19 protein-coding genes are annotated in these 20,475 nt (G+C 64.6%); 8 read left to right on the top strand and 11 right to left on the bottom strand.

The features are described 5' to 3' along the window. The first annotated feature begins 13 nt into the window (after positions 1 to 13). On the top strand, positions 14 to 403 hold the full coding sequence (locus ACZK2R_RS18860; protein ID WP_180838358.1) for a DUF488 domain-containing protein: 390 nt from the start codon (positions 14 to 16) through the stop codon (positions 401 to 403). A 165-nt stretch (positions 404 to 568) separates the two neighbouring features. Here ACZK2R_RS18860 and ACZK2R_RS18865 read toward each other — a convergent pair whose 3' ends face one another. Next, positions 569 to 1,072: a hypothetical protein gene (locus tag ACZK2R_RS18865; RefSeq protein WP_180838359.1), complete on the bottom strand. Its 504-nt coding sequence runs from the start codon at positions 1,070 to 1,072 to the stop codon at positions 569 to 571. 357 nt (positions 1,073 to 1,429) lie between these two features. Between ACZK2R_RS18865 and ACZK2R_RS18870 the strand changes: the two genes are divergently transcribed. After that, entirely contained in the window at positions 1,430 to 3,457 is a 2,028-nt protein-coding gene (locus ACZK2R_RS18870) for a sodium-translocating pyrophosphatase (protein WP_032128389.1), read from the top strand. A gap of 93 nt (positions 3,458 to 3,550) precedes the next feature. Here ACZK2R_RS18870 and ACZK2R_RS18875 read toward each other — a convergent pair whose 3' ends face one another. Genes ACZK2R_RS18875 through ACZK2R_RS18895 form a run of 5 tightly spaced genes read right to left on the bottom strand, consistent with a single transcriptional unit; the run spans position 3,551 to position 6,503 of the window. Then, positions 3,551 to 4,270 carry an energy transducer TonB gene (locus ACZK2R_RS18875; RefSeq protein WP_180838360.1) on the bottom strand — a complete coding sequence of 240 codons (720 nt, stop codon included), beginning with the start codon at positions 4,268 to 4,270 and terminating at the stop codon, positions 3,551 to 3,553. Next, positions 4,267 to 4,692 (bottom strand): TonB system transport protein ExbD, encoded by a 426-nt coding sequence (gene exbD, locus ACZK2R_RS18880; RefSeq protein WP_125894987.1) that lies wholly within the window; start codon positions 4,690 to 4,692, stop codon positions 4,267 to 4,269. Before exbD ends, ACZK2R_RS18875 begins: the two co-directional genes overlap by 4 nt. Positions 4,693 to 4,701: 9 nt before the next feature. Next, positions 4,702 to 5,430, bottom strand: a complete 729-nt coding sequence (gene exbB / locus ACZK2R_RS18885) for a tonB-system energizer ExbB (RefSeq protein ID WP_180838367.1) — start codon at positions 5,428 to 5,430, stop codon at positions 4,702 to 4,704. Continuing rightward, positions 5,417 to 5,884 (bottom strand): YbaN family protein, encoded by a 468-nt coding sequence (locus ACZK2R_RS18890; protein WP_032128408.1) that lies wholly within the window; start codon positions 5,882 to 5,884, stop codon positions 5,417 to 5,419. The genes exbB and ACZK2R_RS18890 overlap by 14 nt, the downstream gene beginning before the upstream one ends. Positions 5,885 to 5,915: 31 nt before the next feature. Further along, on the bottom strand, positions 5,916 to 6,503 hold the full coding sequence (locus tag ACZK2R_RS18895; protein WP_049400694.1) for a biliverdin-producing heme oxygenase: 588 nt from the start codon (positions 6,501 to 6,503) through the stop codon (positions 5,916 to 5,918). 106 nt (positions 6,504 to 6,609) lie between these two features. Here ACZK2R_RS18895 and ACZK2R_RS18900 point away from each other — a divergent pair, with 106 nt between their 5' ends. After that, a complete protein-coding gene (locus ACZK2R_RS18900; RefSeq protein ID WP_006390068.1) occupies positions 6,610 to 6,867 on the top strand; it encodes a DUF2789 domain-containing protein in 258 nt (85 codons plus the stop codon). Between the two features lie 96 nt (positions 6,868 to 6,963). On the opposite strand, the gene ACZK2R_RS18905 is transcribed toward ACZK2R_RS18900, so the two are convergent. From ACZK2R_RS18905 to ACZK2R_RS18920, 4 genes are all read right to left on the bottom strand, one after another. Then, positions 6,964 to 9,882: a TonB-dependent receptor gene (locus ACZK2R_RS18905; protein WP_180838361.1), complete on the bottom strand. Its 2,919-nt coding sequence runs from the start codon at positions 9,880 to 9,882 to the stop codon at positions 6,964 to 6,966. A 267-nt stretch (positions 9,883 to 10,149) separates the two neighbouring features. Continuing rightward, positions 10,150 to 11,082 carry a FecR family protein gene (locus ACZK2R_RS18910; RefSeq protein ID WP_180838362.1) on the bottom strand — a complete coding sequence of 311 codons (933 nt, stop codon included), beginning with the start codon at positions 11,080 to 11,082 and terminating at the stop codon, positions 10,150 to 10,152. Positions 11,083 to 11,186: 104 nt separating this feature from the next. Next, on the bottom strand, positions 11,187 to 11,687 hold the full coding sequence (locus ACZK2R_RS18915; RefSeq protein ID WP_180838363.1) for an RNA polymerase sigma factor: 501 nt from the start codon (positions 11,685 to 11,687) through the stop codon (positions 11,187 to 11,189). Between the two features lie 72 nt (positions 11,688 to 11,759). Next, on the bottom strand, positions 11,760 to 12,233 hold the full coding sequence (locus tag ACZK2R_RS18920) for a hypothetical protein (protein WP_180838364.1): 474 nt from the start codon (positions 12,231 to 12,233) through the stop codon (positions 11,760 to 11,762). Between the two features lie 184 nt (positions 12,234 to 12,417). Here ACZK2R_RS18920 and ppa point away from each other — a divergent pair, with 184 nt between their 5' ends. The 5 genes from ppa (at position 12,418) to radC (ending at position 17,580) form a co-directional block, all read left to right on the top strand. Next, positions 12,418 to 12,954 carry an inorganic diphosphatase gene (ppa, locus tag ACZK2R_RS18925; protein WP_005410935.1) on the top strand — a complete coding sequence of 179 codons (537 nt, stop codon included), beginning with the start codon at positions 12,418 to 12,420 and terminating at the stop codon, positions 12,952 to 12,954. A 152-nt stretch (positions 12,955 to 13,106) separates the two neighbouring features. Then, entirely contained in the window at positions 13,107 to 14,228 is a 1,122-nt protein-coding gene (locus ACZK2R_RS18930) for an HDOD domain-containing protein (RefSeq protein WP_100446678.1), read from the top strand. Between the two features lie 230 nt (positions 14,229 to 14,458). Further along, entirely contained in the window at positions 14,459 to 15,658 is a 1,200-nt protein-coding gene (locus ACZK2R_RS18935) for a tyrosine-type recombinase/integrase (protein WP_001062689.1), read from the top strand. Next, positions 15,655 to 16,719, top strand: a complete 1,065-nt coding sequence (locus tag ACZK2R_RS18940; RefSeq protein ID WP_003092331.1) for a PDDEXK nuclease domain-containing protein — start codon at positions 15,655 to 15,657, stop codon at positions 16,717 to 16,719. The genes ACZK2R_RS18935 and ACZK2R_RS18940 overlap by 4 nt, the downstream gene beginning before the upstream one ends. 351 nt (positions 16,720 to 17,070) lie before the next feature. Then, the gene (gene radC, locus ACZK2R_RS18945) at positions 17,071 to 17,580 is read left to right on the top strand and encodes a RadC family protein (protein WP_003092330.1); all 510 of its coding nucleotides are present in this window, start codon (positions 17,071 to 17,073) and stop codon (positions 17,578 to 17,580) included. 66 nt (positions 17,581 to 17,646) lie between these two features. Here the strand turns inward: radC and ACZK2R_RS18950 are convergent, their stop codons facing one another. Beyond that, on the bottom strand, positions 17,647 to 20,103 hold the full coding sequence (locus tag ACZK2R_RS18950) for an ATP-binding protein (protein ID WP_001223964.1): 2,457 nt from the start codon (positions 20,101 to 20,103) through the stop codon (positions 17,647 to 17,649). Between the last annotated feature and the right edge of the window lie 372 nt (positions 20,104 to 20,475).

Here is a 20,475-nt window from a genome sequence, read left to right on the forward strand (position 1 = left end):
TCCGGAGGTCATCATGGCACTGCGTGTTGTTCGGCTGGGTACGCCGCGCCACCCCGGCGAAGGGCTGCGCATCGGTACCGTGCGGCGGCCGCCACGCGGCGTGCCGCGCAGTGAGTTCGCGGAACAGGACTGGTACGACGTCTGGTTCCCGACCCTGTCACCCAGCGCGGAACTGGTAAAGCGGGCGCACGAAGCGAAGACCGCCGCCGACTGGACTGCTTTCTTCCGCCACTACAAGGCCGAGATGAAGGCGCCGGACGCGGCCCACGCGCTGGATCTTCTGGCCACGATGTCACAGCACAGCGACATCAGCGTGGGGTGCTACTGCGAGGATGAAGCGCATTGCCATCGCAGGGCCCTGCGAGAGCTGCTGGTGGCGCGCGGGGCGACGCTGGCGGAGTGATGATTGCAGGGTTGCCGGCCAGCGGCCGGCACTACCAGGTTGCCCGCCGGGCATGGCCCGGCACTACCGATGCGCTGCGAAGTAGATCCACGCCATGCGTGGATGCGCAGCGCCGGGCACGTCAGTAGATCCACGCCATGCGTTGATGCGCGCTGCTGGGCGGCCTCAATTGCAGGCCTTGCCTTCCATCTGCAGCTGCGCGGCGAAAATCGTCACCTGCGGAATCTGGCCGGCAGCGGCCTGCTTCTTGGCCTCTTCCAGATAGATGCGCGACTGGCCCTGCCCGTCCAGCTCGACCTTGTTGCTCGACGGCAGGCGCCACACCCGCACTACCGCCTGTTGCGCCGGGCACGCGGCATTGGGTACGCGGATCACATCATTGAGCTTCCAGCCCTTGTCGGCGCTTGGCTGCGCCTTGGCATAGTCGACGAAACGCGCGCGCGGCTGGCACTGCTCGCTGGTCCGCACCGGCGCGAAGCGATACGGCTCGGCCGCCTGACCGGTGAAGGCACCTTCCAGGCGCGCGCAGGCCTCGGGAATCTGCCGCAGGGTATGCACCGCGCCCACGGCCTGGGGGGCACCCACGGCGCGCTGCAGCTCCGGGGTTTCCGCGGCGAGTGCCGGTACGGCCGGGACCAGGGCGGCAAGCATCAACAGGGACAGGCGCATGGGGAATCTCCTACGGGACTGAGCGCAGGCTTGCAGAGGCTGGCTTAACGGGGTGCAAAGGCCTGTGGATCTCGAAGCATGCTCATGGACTGGCGGCGGGTTCCGCGCGCATGGCGATGCGTTCAGCGGGAGGGCGCCCACGGGTGATGCGGCGGGGCTCGTAAAAACCAGTCGAGCACGGCTCGACTCTACAGTGCGCGGCACGCATACTGCGGGCACCAGGGAATGCTGAACACCGCCATACGTCGGACGACCACCAAGGTCGGTACGGGTTGGTTCCAGGCTGCAGCCCGTCGTCCCCCTCGTGGTGCCGTTCATCGCCACTGGATGCCTACATCCATTCTGCGGAGGGGTCTAATGCTGGAACGTCACGGGCTGTCATTGGCGCTGGGCTGCGCCATTCTCGCGATCCTGTTCGGAATCGTCTCGGCGCGCTGGATCCTGCGCCAACCCACCGGCAATGAACGCATGATCGCGATCGCCACCGCGATCCAGGAAGGTGCGCGTGCCTACCTCAACCGCCAGTACCTGACCATCGGCGTGGCCGGTGTGGTGCTGTTCGTGCTGGTCGGCATCTTCCTCAGCTGGTACACCGCGATCGGCTTCGCCATCGGTGCGGTGCTGTCCGGCGCGGCCGGCTACATCGGCATGAACGTCTCGGTACGCGCCAACGTACGCACTGCCGAAGCTGCACGCCACGGCATCAGCGCCGCAATGGACGTCGCCTTCCGCGGCGGCGCCATCACCGGCATGCTGGTGGTCGGCCTCGGCCTGCTGGGCGTGGCCGGCTACTACGCGCTGCTGCTGCGCATGGGCCTGCAGATGGACCAGGCGCTGCATGCACTGGTCGGGCTGGCGTTCGGCTCGTCGCTGATCTCGATCTTCGCGCGCCTGGGCGGCGGCATCTTCACCAAGGGCGCGGACGTCGGTGCCGACCTGGTCGGCAAGGTCGAAGCCGGCATTCCCGAAGACGATCCGCGCAACCCGGCGGTGATCGCCGACAACGTCGGTGACAACGTCGGCGACTGCGCCGGCATGGCCGCCGACCTGTTCGAGACCTACGCGGTGACCGTGATCGCCACCATGCTGCTGGGCAGCCTGATGCTGGCCGAGGCAGGCGCCAATGCGGTGCTGTATCCGCTGGTGCTGGGCGGCGTGTCGATCATCGCCTCGATCATCGGCGCGCTGTTCGTCAAGGTGAAGCCGGGCGGTTCGATCATGGGCGCACTGTACAAGGGCGTGATCGTCTCCGGCGTACTGGCCGCCATCGCCTTCTACCCGATCACCACCGGGTTGATGAGTGACAACGTGCATGGGCCGATGGCGCTGTATGGCTGCGCATTGATCGGGCTGGTACTGACCGGCCTGATCGTGTGGATCACCGAGTACTACACCGGCACCCAGTACAAGCCGGTGCAGCACGTGGCACAGGCCTCGACCACTGGGCATGGCACCAACATCATCGCCGGCCTTGGCATTTCGATGAAGTCCACCGCGCTACCGGTGGTCGCGGTGTGTGCGGCAATCTGGGGCGCGTTCGCGCTTGGGGGCCTGTACGGCATCGCCATCGCCGCCACCGCGATGCTGTCGATGGCCGGCATGATCGTCGCCCTCGATGCCTATGGACCGATCACCGACAACGCCGGTGGCATCGCCGAGATGGCCGAGCTGCCCTCGGAGATCCGCGACATCACCGACCCGCTGGATGCGGTGGGCAACACCACCAAGGCGGTGACCAAGGGCTATGCAATCGGTTCAGCGGCACTGGCCGCGCTGGTGCTGTTCGCCGACTACACCCATAACCTGCAGGCAGCACATCCGGGGCAGGAATTCCGCTTCGACCTCAGCGACCACACGGTGATCATCGGACTGCTGATCGGCGGCCTGATTCCCTACCTGTTCGGTGCGATGGCGATGGAAGCGGTCGGCCGCGCCGCCGGTGCGGTGGTGGAGGAAGTGCGCCGCCAGTTCCGCGAGATCCCCGGCATCATGCAGGGCACCGGCAAGCCGCAGTACGACAAGGCGGTGGACATGCTGACCCGCTCGGCGATCCGCGAAATGATCGTGCCCTCGTTGCTGCCGGTGGCGGTGCCGGTGGTGGTCGGCCTGCTGCTGGGGCCGCGCGCACTGGGCGGCCTGCTGATCGGCACGATCGTGACCGGCCTGTTCGTGGCCATCTCGATGACCACCGGCGGCGGCGCCTGGGACAACGCCAAGAAGTACATCGAGGACGGCCACTTCGGCGGCAAGGGCAGCGAGGCGCACAAGGCGGCGGTAACCGGCGATACCGTCGGTGACCCCTACAAGGACACCGCCGGCCCGGCGATCAATCCGCTGATCAAGATCATCAACATCGTGGCACTGCTGCTGGTGCCCCTGCTGTAGATCCACGCCTTGCGCAAACCCGTAGAGTCGAGCTTGCTCGACTGCTTCTGGCCCACACCGCAAGAGCAGTCGAGCAAGCTCGACGCTACAAGGTCACCGCCCGCGCAGGAAGAACGACACCGGCACCATCACTTCCACCGGGTCGCCGGCCACTTCGGCCGGCGGCGCCGGTACCGGGCTGGCCCGCTGCACGGTGTCCAGCGTCTCCTGGTCGAGCAGCGCGAAGCCACTGCTGCGGCCCAGTTTCAAGCCCGAGACCGCGCCATCGCGGGCAACCGCAAAGCGCACGTAGACCACACCCTGCTGGCGCAGCCGCTCGGCCTGGCGCGGATAGCGGCGGTGTTTCTGCAGGTGCCCGAGCAGGCGTCCTTCCCAGGTCGCCTCGGCACGACTGCGTTCGCCGGCCGTGGTCTGCGGTGCGGTGTAGCGTGTGGCCGCGTCAGCCGCCACCTGCGGCGGTGCGCTGGTCTGCGCGACGTTGGCGTCAGCGGTGTGCGGCGACGGCGTCGGCTCCGGTGTACGCGGCGGTGGCAGCTCACCCTGCGGCTGCACCGGCGCCTTGGGTTGCTCGCGCAGGGCCGGCTTCGGCGCCTGCCGCTGCTGTTGCTGCTGCAGCGGCCCGGTGGCGACCTCGCGCGGCGGCACCGGCGGTGCCTGCGCCATCGGCGCCAGTTCCAGCATCAGCGCCGCAGGCGGAACCGCAGCCGTCAGCGCTGGCGCACGAGCCGCCCACCAGCAGGCCGCGCCGATCAACAGCGCATGCACCAGCAGCACGATCGCCAGGCTGGTCGCCCAGCGCCGCAGTCCACTCATCGTGCGCCCTGCTCCAGGCCGACCAGCGCCACCTTCAGGTAGCCGGCCACTCGCAGCGCATCCAGCGTGGCCATCAGTTCGCCATAGGGCACGCGGGTATCGGCACGCAGGAAGATGCGCTGCGTGGTGTCACTGTGAGTGGCCGCCTGCAATGCAGCCGCCAGCCCGTCGCGCGCTACGGCCTGTTCGCCAACGCGCAGCGACAGATCTGCCTGCACGGTCACGTACACCGGTGCCTGTTCCGGCGGCGTGGCACTGGCATTGCTGGCCGGCAGCTGCACCGGCACCGACACGGTGGCCAGCGGTGCGGCCACCATGAAGATGATCAGCAACACCAGCATCACGTCGATGAAGGGCGTGACATTGATCTCATGCGCTTCTTCCGGCGCATCGTCACGGTCGGACGCGGTCCTGATCGCCATCGTCGCGCCTCAGTGCACCGCACGCAGCGGCGCCGCTGCGGTACGCGGAACGGCACGATCGAGATCGCGTGAGACCAGTTGCTGCACGGCCGCCGACAGATCACCGAGCAGACCCCGCAGGCCGGCCAGTACACGGCTGAAGTGGTTGTAGACCAGCACGGCGGGAATCGCTGCGACCAGACCCAGCGCGGTCGCCAGCAGAGCCTCGGCGATGCCGGGCGCAACCACCGCCAGGTTGGTGGTGTTGCTGTGCGCGATGCCGATGAAACTGTTCATGATGCCCCACACCGTGCCGAACAGGCCGACGAACGGCGCCACCGCGCCGATGCTGGCGAGCACGCCGATGCCACGTCGCTGCACGCGCGCGGTTTCCAGTTCAATGCGGTCCAGGCGCGACGCGACGCGTTCCTTGATGCCGTCGCGGCTGTCCAGTTCCTGCGACAGGCGCAGCTCGGTGCGGACAGCGTCCAGCATGGCTAGTGCGGTGCCCTGCTGCAGGCAGGCCTCGGCGCTCTCGCCGGACAGGCTCGGCGCCTGCAGCAACAGCGTGCGCGCTGCGCGCAGCTGCCGTGCCTGGCGGGCCAGTTCCCAGCCCTTGGCCAGCAGCACGGTCCAGGTGGCCAGCGACGCCAGCGCGAGCGCGATCATCACTGTCTTCACCACCACGTCGGCGGCCAGATACATGCCCCAGGGCGTCAGTGCAGGGGCAGCCACTGGGGCCAGGTCAGCAGGCAGCATCGTCTCGTTTTCCATCAGCATCAGGGGTCGCTGCACGGCGGCGTGTCGTGCGCGGATCATTGGCGTCGTCCACTTCCACGACCGGGTTGGGTTCCAGCCGCGGTGCGGGCCGACTGAGCACGTAGCCGGCGCTGACCGCGAAGAACAGGCCCACGCCCAGCAGCAGCCGCCAGGACGGATGTGCGCCCCAGCAGAACAGCGCGAAGCCCACCGCCATGCCGGCGCTGGCAAACGCCTTGCCCTTGCGCGACACCGCGCCCTGCTCACGCCACAGCCGCAGCGACGGGCCGTAGCGCGGGTGCGCCAGCAGGCGTTGCTCGAACTTCGGCGAACTGCGCGCGAAGCAGCCCACGGCCAGGATCAGGAAGATGGTGGTCGGCATCACCGGCAGCAGCGCGCCGATCACCCCGAGGCCGACCATCACCCAGCCCAGCGCGAACCAGAGCCAGCGCATCAGCCGTGCGCCTGCACGCAGAAGGTGTCCATCAGGCGAATTCCACTTCAACGTGGCCGTGCACGCTGCGGAAGGCGGCGTCCGCCGCATCGATCACCTGCTGCTCCTGCTCGGCGCTCAGCGGCACCGCATCCAGCGCAGCGGTGAATTCACGCCAGTGGCGCGCCGCGCCATCCGGGTGTGCGGCCAGGTGGCGGGCGCCGAAATCACGATCCAGGCCGAGCTTGGCAGCCATCTTGTACAGAATGGTGCCGCCGAGATTGGAGCCTTCAGCCACATACAGCCACCCCAATGCGGCGGGTAGCTCCAGATCGGACGGCAACGCCGCGATGTCGGCCCCCGGCAGGGTCTGCTCCAGATCCTGCAGGTCGCGCGCCACCTGGGTCAGGCGGCGGCGCTCGCCCAGGTCCGGCAGCAGTGCATCCAGCGCAGGGTTGGCATACAGCGCATCGATGCTGCGATGAAAGCGGTACTGCACGCGCAGGAAACGGGCGAAGTTGCTGCGGTCGGCGAAGATGTCGCCGGCCATGATGCGCTTGTCCAGCGCGCCATGGCTGTCGCGGGTGGCGGCCTTGAGCCGCAGGCTGCGGCTGTCTTCAGGGGCGATGTGTGCGTTCATGGGGGATGCCAAGGGGGTCGTCCTGCTGTAGACGTTCGCCACGGGGCTTTCCCCAAGGCCATGTGCACCGATAATGGCGCATCCCTTCTTCCCGCAGGAACCGACGATGATCACCACCGAACCGCGCATGACCAACCTGTTCCTGCAGCTGGGCCTGGACGCCAGCGCCGAGGGCATCGCCCGCTTCATCCGCGAACACCAGCTGGCCACCGATGTGGAAGTGGTCGAAGCGCCGTACTGGAACGATGCCCAGCGCCAGTTCCTGTCCGAATCGCTGCAGGCCGACGCGGCGTGGACCACGGTGGTGGATGAGCTGAACGAGTCGCTGCACGAAGATGCCGTTAAGGCGGCGACCGGGCTGTAACTGGCTGGAGGAAGGCGCCGGGCATGGCCCGGCGCTACCGTTGTCTCCCGCTGGAGTCAGAGCCCTTTCCGCAGGAAAGGGATCCGACCCCGACGATCAGTACTTCCAGGTCAATGCCAACCGTGCGGTACGGCCCGGGGCCGGCATCACGCCCAGGGCAAGCGGGTCCAGGTAGTAGCGGTCGGTCAGGTTGTCCATGCCGGCTTCCACCGACAGCTGGTCGTTGAAGCTCCAGCTGGCGAACAGGTCGACCAGGGTGGTCGGCCGGTACAGCTGCTGGATCGCCGACAGGCCCACGTTCCAGTCCTTGTCCAGCTTGCTGATCGGACCGGCGTTGTGGACCACGCGGGTACCGAAGGTCAGGCGCTCGTCGAACAGGCGCGAGCCCAGGGTCAGGTTGACCATGTAGCGCGGCGGGTTCTGGGTATTGGTGTACGAGCCCTCGAAGCCGCCGTCCACACAGTTCGGCGTGTTGGCCAGTTCATCGTTCCTGCGCTGTGCACCATAAGCACGGCGCTCGGCTGCGATGTCCGGTGCGCAGGTCTTGGCCTTGAAGTAATAGTGCGCGGACAGATCGGCAAATACCTTGCCGCTGTCATAGCTGGACTGGAACTCCATGCCCGAGACCTTGAACTGGTCGACGTTGCGGATCAGGCCGGCCGAGAGCGTGCGGTAGTCACGGGTGATCAGGTCGTCGATGCGGGTATCGAAATACGCCAGCTTCAGCGCCAGGCGGTCGCCGGCAGTGAACAGGTCGTAGCGGATGGTACTGGCGCCGATTTCCCAGCTACGCGCGCGCTCCGGCTTCAGCTCGCCCACCGGTTTGGCGGCAGTGAACAGGCCCAGCGTGGTCTCGAACAGGCTCGGCAGCTTGGTGCCTTCGGCGTACTTCACGTAGACCATGGTGTCTTCGCTGAAGCGGTAGGCCACGCTGGCGGTCGGCGAGAACGCAGTGTCACGACGGCGGATCGGCTGCGACCAGCTCCAGCTGACCGGCACTTCCAGGTCCTGCGCCTTGCCGGCGTCGTAGAAGTTCCAGCCACCGATGTCGCCCACCGTGCCCTTCTTGTACGGTGAAGCCAGCAGCGATTCCTGGGTGAAGTTGCCGTTGGCATCCGGATACCAGTTCAGCAGCGCGATGCGCTTGGCCCGCCACGACGGCAGCGCCGGGTTGCCATTGAGCAACTCGGTGTAGCGGTACTGGCCCTGCACCTCGTAGGCATCGGGCGTGGCCAGGCGGTTGCGGTCGTGCACATCCACGCGGTTCCAGCGGCCGCCGGCCAGCAGTTCCCAATGCTCATCGGGCTGCCACTTCAGCGAGGCCACGGCACTGTATTCCTTGCGCTCGGCGTTGCGCAGGAAACGGTTGTTGATCAGGTCATCGTGCATGACCGGCCCCGAGCTGCCCGGCGCAATGTCCTCATCGCTGTAGGACAGGCCGTAGTCGAGGGTGAATGCACCGGCGTGGGTCTCGAACTTCGAGGTGTTGCTGGCATCCAGGCCGAAGCGCTTCTGCCGCAGCGGATTGCGGTAGGCATCCTTGTAACCGGGGTCGCCACTGAAGCTGGGCGCGTCGTACCACTCGGTGCGGCGATCGAAGTACCAGGGGGTGATGCCGGTCAGGCTGTTGTACATCACGCTGTCGGTGTCGGTGTACGTGGCGTTGACGCGCAGGTCGACCAGCTCGCTGTCTGGGTTGAAGCGATAGCGCAGGGTGTAGCTGTCCATGTCGACGTGGCCCGGGTCCCATTGCGGAATGCGGTCACGATCCACACGGATGATCTGCGAGGCCATGATCTCGCCGGCGGTGCCCTCGTAGCGGCGGTAGCCCGCTTCCAGGGTCTGTGCATCGTCGATGCGCCAGGTGCCCTTGAGCAGCGCCGACTTCGCGCGGGCCGAGGTATTGAACACCTCGGTACGCGGCGGATTCAGCGGTGCCAGCGTGCGCCGGGTCTGCGGGAAGTCATCGTAGCCATGCTTGCCGGAGAAGTAGTTGCCGTTGTCGCGGTAGGCGTAGGCGGCAACCAGGTCGAAGCGATCCCAGTGTCCCGCAGCGGCCACGTTGAAGAACTGGCTACCGGTGGCGCTGCGGTCGGTGCGCGGCGCGGCGCTGTAGGACGGCAGGTTGTTGGCGCTGTTGTTGGCCAGGCCGCCACGCACGCGCACGCCGAAGTCCCGCCCTTCGCGCAGCACGTCACCGATCTTCAGCGTCTCCATCTCGACCACGCCGCCGATGCCACCGGAGGCGTTGGCCTGCAGGCTCGGGCCCTTGGTGATGGTCAGGCTGGAGATCAGGTCCGGGTCGAGGTAGGTGCGCTGCGACTGGCCGGCATAACCACGGTAGGTATCCATGCTGGACTGGCCACCGTCGATGATCACCGGCACGCGGCCCTGGCCCTGGATGCCACGGATGTTGACGTCAAAGCCGTTGCCCACGCGCGGATCACCGGCGGTGACGCCAGCCACGCCCTTGACGATGTCGCCGTTGGACGTACCGCGGAATCGCTCCAGGTGCGTGCGGTTGAGCGTGGTGGTGGAGCCGACGCTGCGATAGCCGTCGAGCAGGCGCGCCTCGTCGCTGGTTGCGCCGCTGTCGATACGGTCGCCGGCCACGCTCAGCGTATCGGTGACGATCACACCGCTGTCGGCCTGCGCCGACGCTGCCGCTTCCAGGGTCACCGCATCGGCACTGACCCGGCGCACCGCCAGGCCACTGCCCTGCAGCAGGTACTGCAAAGCCTCGCTGGCCGACAGGCTGCCGCTGACCGCACGCGAGGTCACACCCCGGGCCAGAGTGGCCGGGTACACGACCTGCACGCCGGACTGGCGCATGTAGCTGCGCAGCGCCTCGTCCAGTGGCTGCGCGGGGATATCGAAGCGCTGCAGGGCAGCGTGGTCACCGCTGGCATCCTGCGCGAGTACGGAGGGCGCGGCGCTGGCCAGGCCGGCCGCCAGCAGGGCGATGCACAGGCGGGACGGGCGCGGCATGCGGCCCGGACGATGGAAATCGAACATGGGGGAACCTGTCAGGTAATCGGTGCCGCGGGCGCGGCGACATCCGCAACACGGGCGGACACGGCGACGTACTGGCGGCGGCGGGTACGTTCGCGGAGTAAGACGGATGAAAGCGCGGCAACCCCAAGAGCGATTTGCGGCCGCGACAGGTGCCGACCGTGGGTCGGCTGGTTGCCGCGGTGGGTGCCAACCGTGGGTCGGCTGGTTGCAGTGGTGGGTGCCGACCGTTGGTCGGCACAGGGACGGTCATCCACGCATGGCGTGGATCTACTGCACGATGGCGACGCCGAATGGAAGACGAGTAACCCGAAGACCTGCTGTTGCCGCCAACGCATCCAGCGCCTGCTCCGGGCGATCGATGCGCAATGCTGCACTGACGGCCGGCAGCTGCGACAGATCGCCACGCACGAAGGTCGGGCCAGCGCGATAGCGCCCGACCCATTGCATGGCCTCGGCGACGCTGGCCTGCTCCAGCAGCAGTTCACCCTGCCGCCACGCGCCGACACTGTCGGCCGCCACATCTCCCAGACGCGTCACGCCACTGCGCTCGCCATAGACCGCACGCTGTCCCACCTGCAGGTAGGTCCAGCCACCGTCGGCCGGGCTGGCCACGCGCACCCTGCCCTGTCCGACCTGGGTTTCCACCTGATCGTTGTCGCGTGCGACGGAGAACGCGGTCGAGATGTCCTCGACCACGCCATTGCCCGCGCGCACGCTGAAACGCCGCTGGGCATCCGGGCTGACCTCGAACCAGGCGCGCCCGCGCAGCAGCTCGATCCGGCGTGCATCGGCATCAAACCGCACGGCGATCGCGCTGTCCGCATCCAGCACGGCTCGACTGCCATCGGGCAGTTGCACGTTCTGCACGACATGCGTACTGCGATGGTCGGCCTGTAGCCGCAACCAGGCCTCCGGCCATGCCACCAGCATCGCCAGCGCAGCTGCAGCGGCCATTGCCCAGCGCCGCCGCCGCGGGCGCCGGCGTTCGGCGGGCCGGGCCTGCGGGCGTGGTCCGACGCTGCGCCACAGCGCGCGCTCGTGCTCGAAGGCCCGACGGTGCCCCGGCTGTGCCAGCCAGCGTTCGAACTCATGCATGCGCCCCTCGCCGATGTCACCCGAGGCCAGCCACGCGATCCAGCCCCGGGCCTGTTCGGCCAGGGCATCGTCATTGGCGGCGGGCAGCGTGTTCGGCGGGCTCATCGGCTGGCGGACAGGCGCATTCAAGCGCGGGCGGAGGAACTAGACCGCATCCACGGTCCAGTGATCAAGACGTTTCAGCGAGGGCCAGCCCCAAGCCGGGGCGATCATCGGCCGCTGCGCGCCCAGGCCAGGCGTTGCAGCGCGGTGCGCACATGGTTCTCGACGGTAGTCACCGACACACCCAGACGGCGGGCGATCTCGGCCTGGGTCAGGCCCTGCAGGCGGTTGAGCCGGAAGATGGTGCGGGTCGGCTCCGGCAGGTGTCCCGCCGCGTCGAGCACCCGCTGCAGCTCGTCCTGTGCCATCGCCTGCTCCTCAGTCGAGATCACCTCGTCCGGCCCCCAAAGGTAGTGGTCGGCCAGCAGACGGCTGCGCCGGGTCGATTCGCGGCCATGGTCGGTGGCCAGGTTGGCGGCCAGCCGGTACAGATAGGCGCGCGGGTTGTCGATGGCCTGGCTGTCATCGACGCCACGTGCCTTGAACCACACCGCCTGGATCACGTCCTCGGCGCCGTTGTCGCCCCCCAGGATGCGTTGCACCCGGCGCAGCAGCGCGGGCCGCTCGCGGATCAGCAGTTCGGTGAGGGAGGCGGCATTGGAGGACATGCGCGGAACCGGGACGACAGACGGAAGGCGCCGCGCATGCTACTCCGTTAATGAGAATCAGTCACGTTCGCATCAATGGATGCACCCGGTCAGCCCGTCATAGACGCTCTGCGAGGTCCCCGGCAGCGGGTCATGCAGTGGATTGCGCGCGGCGAGCGCGGCATGGAAGGCTTCCACCGGGGTTCCCGCCACCAGCGGCAGGCGGCACAGCCAGGTCGGTTGCCGGGCCACGATCGCGCCATCGTTGCGGGACACGTCCAGATCGCTGCCGGCGAATGCCCACAGGCATTCATGCACGGTTCCCCGCACCGCATCCACCGAACAGCGCAGGCGCAGGGCGCGGATATCGCTGTATTCGCCCTCGCAGAAGGTGTCGCCACAGATGGCATCGAAGCCATGCTGCAAACGGCCTTCCAGGGCAAAGAAGCGGTCCCAGTTGGCCTCCTGATGCGGGTAGTCGATCAGGTCGACATAAGGGGACGCCTGGGCCAAAGGCGCAACCAGCAGCATGCAGGTCAGGCCAAACGGCAGGGCAGACACGTTCATGGGCAGACTCCTTGGGAAGGTTGGTCCAGCCTGCGCTCCCATGCCGGCCGCCCCCATCAGCCAATCCCGGCCTGCCGGGTAGGCCCCCGCCCCACAGCGCCGTCGGCCCCTCCCTCTGCACAGCGCCCGGCAAAGGCATAAAATGGGGAGCTATCCGTCTATATCCCCCACCTGGAGCACGACCATGGGTCTGGAACTCGTCTCGCCCGGCAAGAACCCGCCGGAAGAAATCAACGTCATCATCGAGATCCCGAAGGACTCGGAGCCGGTGAAGTACGAAGTGGACAAGGAAACCGGCGCGATCTTCGTCGACCGTATCCTGTCCACCCCGATGCGCTACCCCTGCAACTACGGCTACGTGCCGAGCACCCTGTGCGGCGACGGCGATCCGGCCGACGTGCTGGTGGTGCTGCCGCTGCCGCTGGTGCCGGGCTCGGTCGTGCGCTGCCGTCCGGTCGGCGTGCTGAAGATGAGCGATGAGGCGGGCAGCGACGAGAAGATCCTGGCCGTGCCGGTGTCGAAGATCTTCAGTGGCTATGCCCACGTCGAAGACATCGCCCAGGTGTCCAGCCACTGGCTGGAGCGCATCGGCCACTTCTTCGAGCACTACAAGGACCTGGAGAAGGGCAAGTGGGTCAAGCTCGACGGCTGGGGCGGCGCCGCTGAGGCCAAGCAGATCCTGATCGAGGCGCACCAGCGCCATCTCGACAGCAAGGCCTGAGCCTGAACCGGATCGCTCCGGCGGCACCCCGCTGGAGCGATGCGGGTCACGTTTCATGACGACGGCACATCACACGTGCCGCCGTATTAGGTAAATTGCGTCACTTCACACGTCGTCGACATCCATCGTCGAGACAGCCAGGGGAATGTGTCGTGCGTATTCTGCTTGTTGGGGATGCAGCCAGCCTGCCGGCCGAGCTGACCGAATTCATTGCCGATCTTGGGGAAGACTGGCAGCCGCTGACCGCCACTGATGGCCAGACCGCGATGACCGCGGTGGCTACGCAGGGCGTGGATGCGGTGATCGTCTGCCCGCAGCTGCCGGACCTCAATGCCACCACGCTGCTGGGCCAGATCCGGACCTTGCGCCCGGAAACCATCCGCATTGCGCTGGTGGATGCCCAGCATGGCAACCGGCCGCCGCCGGCACGCCTGATCGGTGTCGCCCACCGTTTCCTGCCGTTGCCACTGGCACCGGAAGTGCTGCTGGAGGCACTGACCAGCCTGGAAGAGCTGCGCGAAGTGCTGGACAGCCCACGCCTGCGCGATGCCATCGGCCGTATCGAGAAACTGCCTTCGCCGCCGCACCTGTACCTGAGCCTGACCCAGGCGCTGGAGCATGACGACGACGCCGACAGCGCCGACGTGGCCAAGCTGGTGGCGGCCGACCCGGCCATTGCCGCGAAGGTGCTGCAGCTGTCGAACTCGGCGTTCTTCAGCCAGGGACGCACCATCGCTGACCTGCGCACGGCCGTGACCCGCCTGGGCCTGTCGACGCTGCGCGACCTGGTGCTGGCCAGCGAGGTGTTTTCCGCACCCACGTTGTCCACCGCCGAACGCAATTCGCTGCAGCAGCGCGCCCTGCTCGCCTCGCGCCTGGCCGCGCGCCTGCTGCCCGAATCCAGTGCCGAACTGGGCGCGACCGCCGCCCTGCTGGCCGACATCGGCCTGCTGCTGCCCGGCGTACGCAACGAGCGCAGCGAACCGTCGCTGGCCGGTGACACCCGCCCCGGCCATGCCGAGGCCGGCGCCTACCTGCTGGGCCTGTGGGGCCTGCCGATGCCGATCATCGAAGCGGTTGCCTTCCACCTGCAGCCGCAGCGCGCCAATACGCGCAGCTTCTGGGTGACCGGTGCGGTGCATGTGGCGCTGGCGCTGGTCAACGGCGATCCGGTGGATGAGGACTACCTGCAGCGCGCAGGTGTACTCAACAGGCTGCCGCAGTGGCGCGAGCATGCCAATGCGTTGATGGGACTGGTACCCAGCGAGGCCTGAGCTGTCAACGCAGGAACAACCTCGAAGGCGCGCCCAAAGGCGCGCCTTTTTTTGTTTCACGATGACTCCAGCCCGGTAGTTCGCTGGACTGCGACGTAGCCCGATACAGCAGGTTTATCAATAGCTTACGCGCTTCCATCATATGCCGGTGCTTTCTGAAACTTGACCCGGTTCTCCCTCGCGCCGCTCCTATCTGGCTCCTGGAATCCGGGTCGTTCCAAGGAGTCATCATGGCAAAGATCAAGCTCACCAAGACCGCCGTAGAGTCGGCGCAACCCCAGGCGAAGGACATCGAACTACGGGATACCGTCGTGCCCGGCTTCCTTTGCAAGATTACCTCGACGGGACGCCGGGTGTTCATGCTCCAGTACCGCACGAACTCTGGCCAGCCCCGCAAGCCCTCGCTGGGACTCTACGGGGAGCTAACCGTCGAACAGGCGCGGGTCAAAGCGCAGGACTGGCTGGCCGAGGTTCGCCGGGGTGGTGATCCCGGCGGTGCCAAGGCCGAGGCGCGCAAGGCGCCCACGATGGCCGAGTTGTGCAAAAAGTTCATGGAGGACTACTCCAAGAAGCGCAACAAGGTCAGCACGCAGGACGGCTACCAGGGCGTCATCGACCGCAACATCATCCCGCTGCTGGGCCGCAAGAAGGTGCATGACGTGAAGCGGCCCGACATTGCGGGGCTCATGGAAAAGCTGGCCTACAAGCCGACCGAGGCCAACAAGACCTTCGGCGTGCTGCGCAAGATGTTCAACTTGGCCGAAGTCTGGGGCTTCCGCCCGGACGGCACGAATCCGTGCCGCCACGTCCCGATGTACCCGCCGGGCAAGGAAACCCGGCTCATCGTGGACGAGGAAATGGTGCGGATCTTCCGCCAGTTGGAGAAACTGGAGGCGGAGGGGCTGGAGAACTACGTCATCCCGTTGGCGATCCGGCTGCAATTCGAGTTTGCGGCGCGGCGCTCCGAAATCTGCCCGCTCGAATGGAGCTGGCTGGACTTCGAGAACCGGCGCGTGGTGTGGCCCGACAGCAAGGTTGGCGGCATTTCCAAGCCCATGAGCGAGGAAGCCTATCGGCTGCTTTCGACGGCGCCGCGTCTGGAAGGCTGCCCTTACGTCCTGCCGTCGCCGAACGACCCGGCCAAGCACCTGACCTTTGGCGAGCACTATGGCGGCTGGTGCCGGACGCTCAAGGCCGCCAGCGTGCCGCACGTAGGCACGCACGGCATCCGTCATCGCTCGACCACCGACATTGCCAATTCCGGTGTGCCGACCAAAGTGGGAATGAAGCTGACGGGCCACAAGACCGTGGCGATGTTCATGCACTACGTCCACACCGAGGACAAGCCGGTGCGCGAGGCGGCCGAGCTGGTGGCCAGCCGCCGCCAAGCCATCACGGGCGCGCGGCAGCTTGCGGAGGCGGTGGCATGAACGGGCGCCGGCCATCAGCAGCATCGCTCGCAGCGCCCGCGGCGCTGCTGGGCGACATTCGGGCACTGATCGAGGCGGCGCGCTTGCGCGCCGCCTCGACGGTGAATAGCGAGCTTACGATGCTCTACTGGCGCATCGGCCAACGCATCCACACGCAGGTCTTGGACAGGCGCCGGGGCGCCTACGGCAAGGAAGTTCTGCCCACCTTGGCTGCGCAGTTGGTGGAGGAGTACGGCAGCAGCTTTGCAGAGCAGAACTTGCGCCGCATGGTGCAGTTCGCCGCCACCTTCCCCGACGAGCGAATTCTCGTATCACTGATACGAGAATTGAGCTGGACGCACTTCATCGCCCTGATGCCGCTGAAAGACCCGCTCCAGCGGGACTACTACGCACAGATGGCCAGCACCCAACGCTGGAGCGTGCGGACGCTGCGCGAGCGTATCGACTCGATGCTGTACGAGCGCACGGCGCTTTCCCAAAAGCCGGAAGAAACCATAGCGCAGGAGTTGGCGACCCTGCGCGATGCGCAGCGCATGTCGCCGGCCCTGGTCATGCGCGACCCGTACATCCTCGACTTCCTGGGCCTGCGGGACACTTGGCAGGAAGGCGACTTGGAAGCGGCGATCATCCGTGAAATGGAGTCCTTCCTGCTGGAGCTGGGCGCGGGCTTCTCATTCGTCGCCCGGCAGAAGCGCATTCCGATCGACGACGAGGATTTCCACCTTGACCTTCTGTTCTACAACCGCAAGCTGCGGCGGCTGGTTGCGGTGGAGTTGAAGGTAGGTGACTTCAAGGCGGCCTACAAAGGGCAGATGGAGCTTTACCTTCGGTGGCTAGACAAGCACGAACGGGAGCCGGAGGAAGCCTCGCCGCTCGGGATCATCCTTTGCACCGGCAAGAAGCGCGAGCAGATCGAATTGCTGGAGCTGGACAAGTCCGGCATCCACGTTGCCGAGTATCTGACCGCCTTGCCGCCGAGGGGCGTGCTGGTGGAGCGGCTGCAACAGGCAACGCAACGGGCGCAGTTGCAAATCGAGCAGCGCAAGACGGACAACGAGTAGTCCTGTCCCAAGCAGTCGGGCGTCCCGGCGTGCCGCCGTCGCGCTGTCGTGCTGCGCATCGAGCTTCGCTGCGCGAGTCTCGCCCCTGTCGGGCTTCCATCACTGACGCCTCCGTCCCGGCTCGTTGATCCGGGCCTGCGCGCTCCGCTTGCCAAAAATCGACTCTGTGCAGTGGGCGGGTGTGGGCGGTCTTGCTGTTCCCTTCACCGTATCACGGCGTTCTCGCCGTCAAGGGCGGCGCGCGCCATGCGCGCTTGCGTCCTGGCGGCCGTCTGCGACCCCTGACTGCTTGCGCTGCGCCGTGCTGCCGCCGGTTCCGGGCAATTCCGCCCGAGCAACCGGAGCACGATCATGTCGCAACTGTCCTTTCCCTCGTTCGATTCCTGTCTGCTGGTGCGCGACGCGCACGGGCGCTATCTACCGGCATCGGCCGACGACATTCTGGAAGCTGCGCGCCAGGTCATTGACCGGAAAATGCGGCGCGGAGCAGAGTTCACTTCGCCGGCGGCGGTCAAGGAATACTTGCGTACAAAGTTGGCCAGCTTCGAGCATGAGGTGTTCGTAGTGCTGTTCATGGATACGCGCCATCGTCTGATCGAATACAGGGAGATGTTCCACGGCACTATTGACGGTGCGTCGGTGTATCCGCGCGAAGTGGTCAAGGAGGCGCTGCGGCTCAATGCGGCGGCGGTCGTCGTTTCGCACAACCATCCGAGCGGAAACCCCGAGCCGAGCGCGGCTGACCGGGCGCTGACCCAGCGGCTCAAGGAAGCGTTGGGTCTGGTGGACGTGCGCGTGCTCGATCACATCATCGTTGCGGGCAACGAAACGGCATCGTTCGCCGAGCATGGGCTGATCTAGCCCAAGGGGCTTCGGCCCCTTTTTGCTGCGCCTGGTGGCATAGCTATGGCCCTCGCGGCCTGATGCTCAGGCCGTCGCAACCTGAATCATCTCGTCGTAATGTTTCTTGTCCACCTCTTCCAGCCACTGGAAGATGTTCCCGATGACGCTGTGGCTTTCGCCTGCCAAGTTTTCTGCGGATTCCTCTGTTATCTCAATAACGTCGCTATGTGAATACTTATTGATAAAGCGGTAGATTTTTTCTTTAAGCTCTGGTGTCGTGATGGTGCAATCTTTTAGGCCAGCCTCCATCAATTGACTAATGTCGCTTCGACGCCTTGGATATTTGAAGGTGAAAAACGATTCAACAAGCTTTCGGGCGAGGTTGGCGGTCAAGAACGCCTCATCTCGATTGAGTGTTGTGTGCGCCCTATATTCGTAGAGCTTCTTGAAGATATAGTGGTACTCGGAACCGTAGTTCTTGAGTGAGTCGTCGGCATCCACAAGTAGGGAGTGACGAGGGGAGCCAGGTGGCGCATCCAGGCGATAAAAGAAGCAATTCTCGGCGTTGCCTTTTTTGACTCGATTCCTATTGGTGCCAGTGAACCAGTCTCTCACTAGCTTAAAGTAAGTGAAGTTGTGAGTCAGCACAAAAAGTTGCTTGGCTTCAGTGCATTGCGTTCTCAAAAACGAGTAGGCGTGAAACAAGTGATTAGAATCAAAGCTTGAGACCGGATCGTCAACGACGACGATCGTATCCTTGATGTTATTTCCATTTTCTTTGAGCTTCGTGATGAAATAGACAAATGCAATCGCAGTTTTCTCACCTTCGCTCAAATTCCCATCGTGCTCACCAACCCCGTTTCTGATGATCTCATAGCCTTTCTTCTTCTGATTGAAGTTCAGGCAAAGCTCAGAGCGGCCAATGAAGCGATGCAGGATGTCATTGAACTCCTTTGCCCCGACCGTTTCATTCGAGAGCGCCGCTTCTATGGCTCCGACCTCTAGACTAATTTTTTCAATTTCCTTATGGTCGTTCTTTGCTTCTGACTCAAGGTCATTGCACTTCTTCTCACTTCCAGCATAGTCAAACTCTTGCACCTCAGCCGCAGCAAAGTGAAGCTCCAGTGCCACCTTGCTTTTTGAGGTCTCAGATTTGAAATTTGAAGTCTTATTGTTGTGCTTTCCAACGAGAGCAACAATCGATTTCAGGATGTCATTGAAATTGGTGACATCGTCTTCAACCACATCCGAGATCTGAATGTCTGTCTTCCCAGGGTCTGTGATCTTGGCCTTCAGGGCTTCCCGCCAGGCGTCGATTTGCTGGTCGATCTTTTCAGCAGCAGTTGCGTAGTCCTTTTGAAGCTTCTCTGCCTCGGCCGATAGTTCTTTATAAAACTCGGTCGATGCGGGAAACTGATTAGCTGGAGCGCCTTGAGATTCAATCCATGTCGCCGCGTTCTGAAGTCGGCTCTGAAACTCCGTGAACTCCTTGCTGAAGTGGGCAGCAAGCGCCTCGGCACGAAGCTGGGCGAACGGAGAGCCGCAGAACTCGCAGGATTGCGAGTCGTGGTTTTTATGGATTTCCAAGCCTGCTTGAACCCATTCGCGGATTTCCGGGTTATCGGTCAGCCGCTGGATTGCTTGATTGACCGCCGTAGTCCCAATCAAATCTCTGATGCGGCCCGCCGCTTTCTTAAAGTAGTCCGGCTCAATGGCCGTTGAGGCGAAAGCAATGCTTGGAAGCTGATCTGGCTTGGCGGCATTCGTAAGGTCGATAACCCTCTCATCTGGAAGAACCGACTCCGCCTTGATAATTGTCTCGCCGTTATTCTGTATGAAGTTGAAGAGCTTGCGGCGGTCGTAATTCAAGTAATAACTGTCGCTCGTATCAATCGCCTGAAGTCCAAGCTTCATTTTCTTGGCAGCATTGGTCAGGAACTTCTCTAATGCCTCACGCTGCTTCTTGATATCGCTTTGCTTGTCGTCGTGAGCCTTCTTTTTCGACTGAAGCTCGCTCTTCAGCTTCTCCAGCTTCTGCAAGTCATCAATCTTCTCTTTCGCAATAAGAAGGATGCTCTTTACGGATTTGTCCCAATCAATGTTCTCATGCACGAAGCGTTGATTGAAAACATGAATATTCAATTGGGATGAGTGGAGTGTGGATTCCGTGATCGTTGAGCCATCCTCCAGAACTACTGAAAATTGGCCCGTGCTGAAGCGGGGAACCATCGAGCGAAGCTCAAAGCAAGAGAATAGATTCGATAACGTTGACTTGCCTGTTCCATTCCAACCATAGACCAGGTTGTACCGGCCGAACTTTTGGATCTTCGTTCCATTGAAGTCGCTGAAGATTCCGAACTGTTTGAGGCGGTTGATGCAGACAATCATCTCTATATCTCCGTGTTCTTGCTTTCCCATCATTTGCTTGCGAAACAAATGGTAAACGAAGAGTCCTCTTGCGTCTCCGCTTCGCGGATCGCGCTGCTCCAGGTTCGCTAGTCGCTCATCCCTGGCGGGACTGGCTTCGCCAGCCTTCCGCATCGCTGACGCCTACGGCCCGGCTTCCAGCTTCGGGCCTGCGCGCTTCGCTTGCGTGCGGTCAGCACAAAGGGATGGCCGTTGCCTTGTCCAGCCGTCTCCCCTGACTTCATCACCTTACCCGCGACCGTAGCCCGCGACCGTGTGCCGTCAAGGCGCGCAGGGCCGTGTCCTCGGCTGCGCCTGCGGGCCGCACCAACCCTGCGCTTGGCTCCTTGACGGCCCCCGTCCGCGCGCTCCTTTGGGCGCGGGCGATGAACTCAGGAAAGACGGTGGCAACAGGGCCAACCGGGTTCCTCGTGCCGACCGCACCAAACAGCCGAAAGGCTGGGCTCCGAATCTAGAAATCCGGTGTGCGGTGTGAACAGCAAACCT

This window comes from Stenotrophomonas sp. 96582_Sma (assembly GCF_056480905.1).

Excerpts from the sequence above, each read along its gene's own strand:
- ACZK2R_RS18860 (WP_180838358.1), top strand. The coding sequence starts at position 14 with ATGGCACTGCGTGTTGTTCGGCTGGGTACGCCGCGCCACCCCGGCGAA.
- ACZK2R_RS18865 (WP_180838359.1), bottom strand. The coding sequence starts at position 1,072 with ATGCGCCTGTCCCTGTTGATGCTTGCCGCCCTGGTCCCGGCCGTACCG.
- ACZK2R_RS18870 (WP_032128389.1), top strand. The coding sequence starts at position 1,430 with ATGCTGGAACGTCACGGGCTGTCATTGGCGCTGGGCTGCGCCATTCTC.
- ACZK2R_RS18875 (WP_180838360.1), bottom strand. The coding sequence starts at position 4,270 with ATGAGTGGACTGCGGCGCTGGGCGACCAGCCTGGCGATCGTGCTGCTG.
- exbD (WP_125894987.1), bottom strand. The coding sequence starts at position 4,692 with ATGGCGATCAGGACCGCGTCCGACCGTGACGATGCGCCGGAAGAAGCG.
- exbB (WP_180838367.1), bottom strand. The coding sequence starts at position 5,430 with ATGCTGCCTGCTGACCTGGCCCCAGTGGCTGCCCCTGCACTGACGCCC.
- ACZK2R_RS18890 (WP_032128408.1), bottom strand. The coding sequence starts at position 5,884 with ATGCGCTGGCTCTGGTTCGCGCTGGGCTGGGTGATGGTCGGCCTCGGG.
- ACZK2R_RS18895 (WP_049400694.1), bottom strand. The coding sequence starts at position 6,503 with ATGAACGCACACATCGCCCCTGAAGACAGCCGCAGCCTGCGGCTCAAG.
- ACZK2R_RS18900 (WP_006390068.1), top strand. The coding sequence starts at position 6,610 with ATGATCACCACCGAACCGCGCATGACCAACCTGTTCCTGCAGCTGGGC.
- ACZK2R_RS18905 (WP_180838361.1), bottom strand. The coding sequence starts at position 9,882 with ATGTTCGATTTCCATCGTCCGGGCCGCATGCCGCGCCCGTCCCGCCTG.
- ACZK2R_RS18910 (WP_180838362.1), bottom strand. The coding sequence starts at position 11,082 with ATGAGCCCGCCGAACACGCTGCCCGCCGCCAATGACGATGCCCTGGCC.
- ACZK2R_RS18915 (WP_180838363.1), bottom strand. The coding sequence starts at position 11,687 with ATGTCCTCCAATGCCGCCTCCCTCACCGAACTGCTGATCCGCGAGCGG.
- ACZK2R_RS18920 (WP_180838364.1), bottom strand. The coding sequence starts at position 12,233 with ATGAACGTGTCTGCCCTGCCGTTTGGCCTGACCTGCATGCTGCTGGTT.
- ppa (WP_005410935.1), top strand. The coding sequence starts at position 12,418 with ATGGGTCTGGAACTCGTCTCGCCCGGCAAGAACCCGCCGGAAGAAATC.
- ACZK2R_RS18935 (WP_001062689.1), top strand. The coding sequence starts at position 14,459 with ATGGCAAAGATCAAGCTCACCAAGACCGCCGTAGAGTCGGCGCAACCC.
- ACZK2R_RS18940 (WP_003092331.1), top strand. The coding sequence starts at position 15,655 with ATGAACGGGCGCCGGCCATCAGCAGCATCGCTCGCAGCGCCCGCGGCG.
- radC (WP_003092330.1), top strand. The coding sequence starts at position 17,071 with ATGTCGCAACTGTCCTTTCCCTCGTTCGATTCCTGTCTGCTGGTGCGC.
- ACZK2R_RS18950 (WP_001223964.1), bottom strand. The coding sequence starts at position 20,103 with ATGCGGAAGGCTGGCGAAGCCAGTCCCGCCAGGGATGAGCGACTAGCG.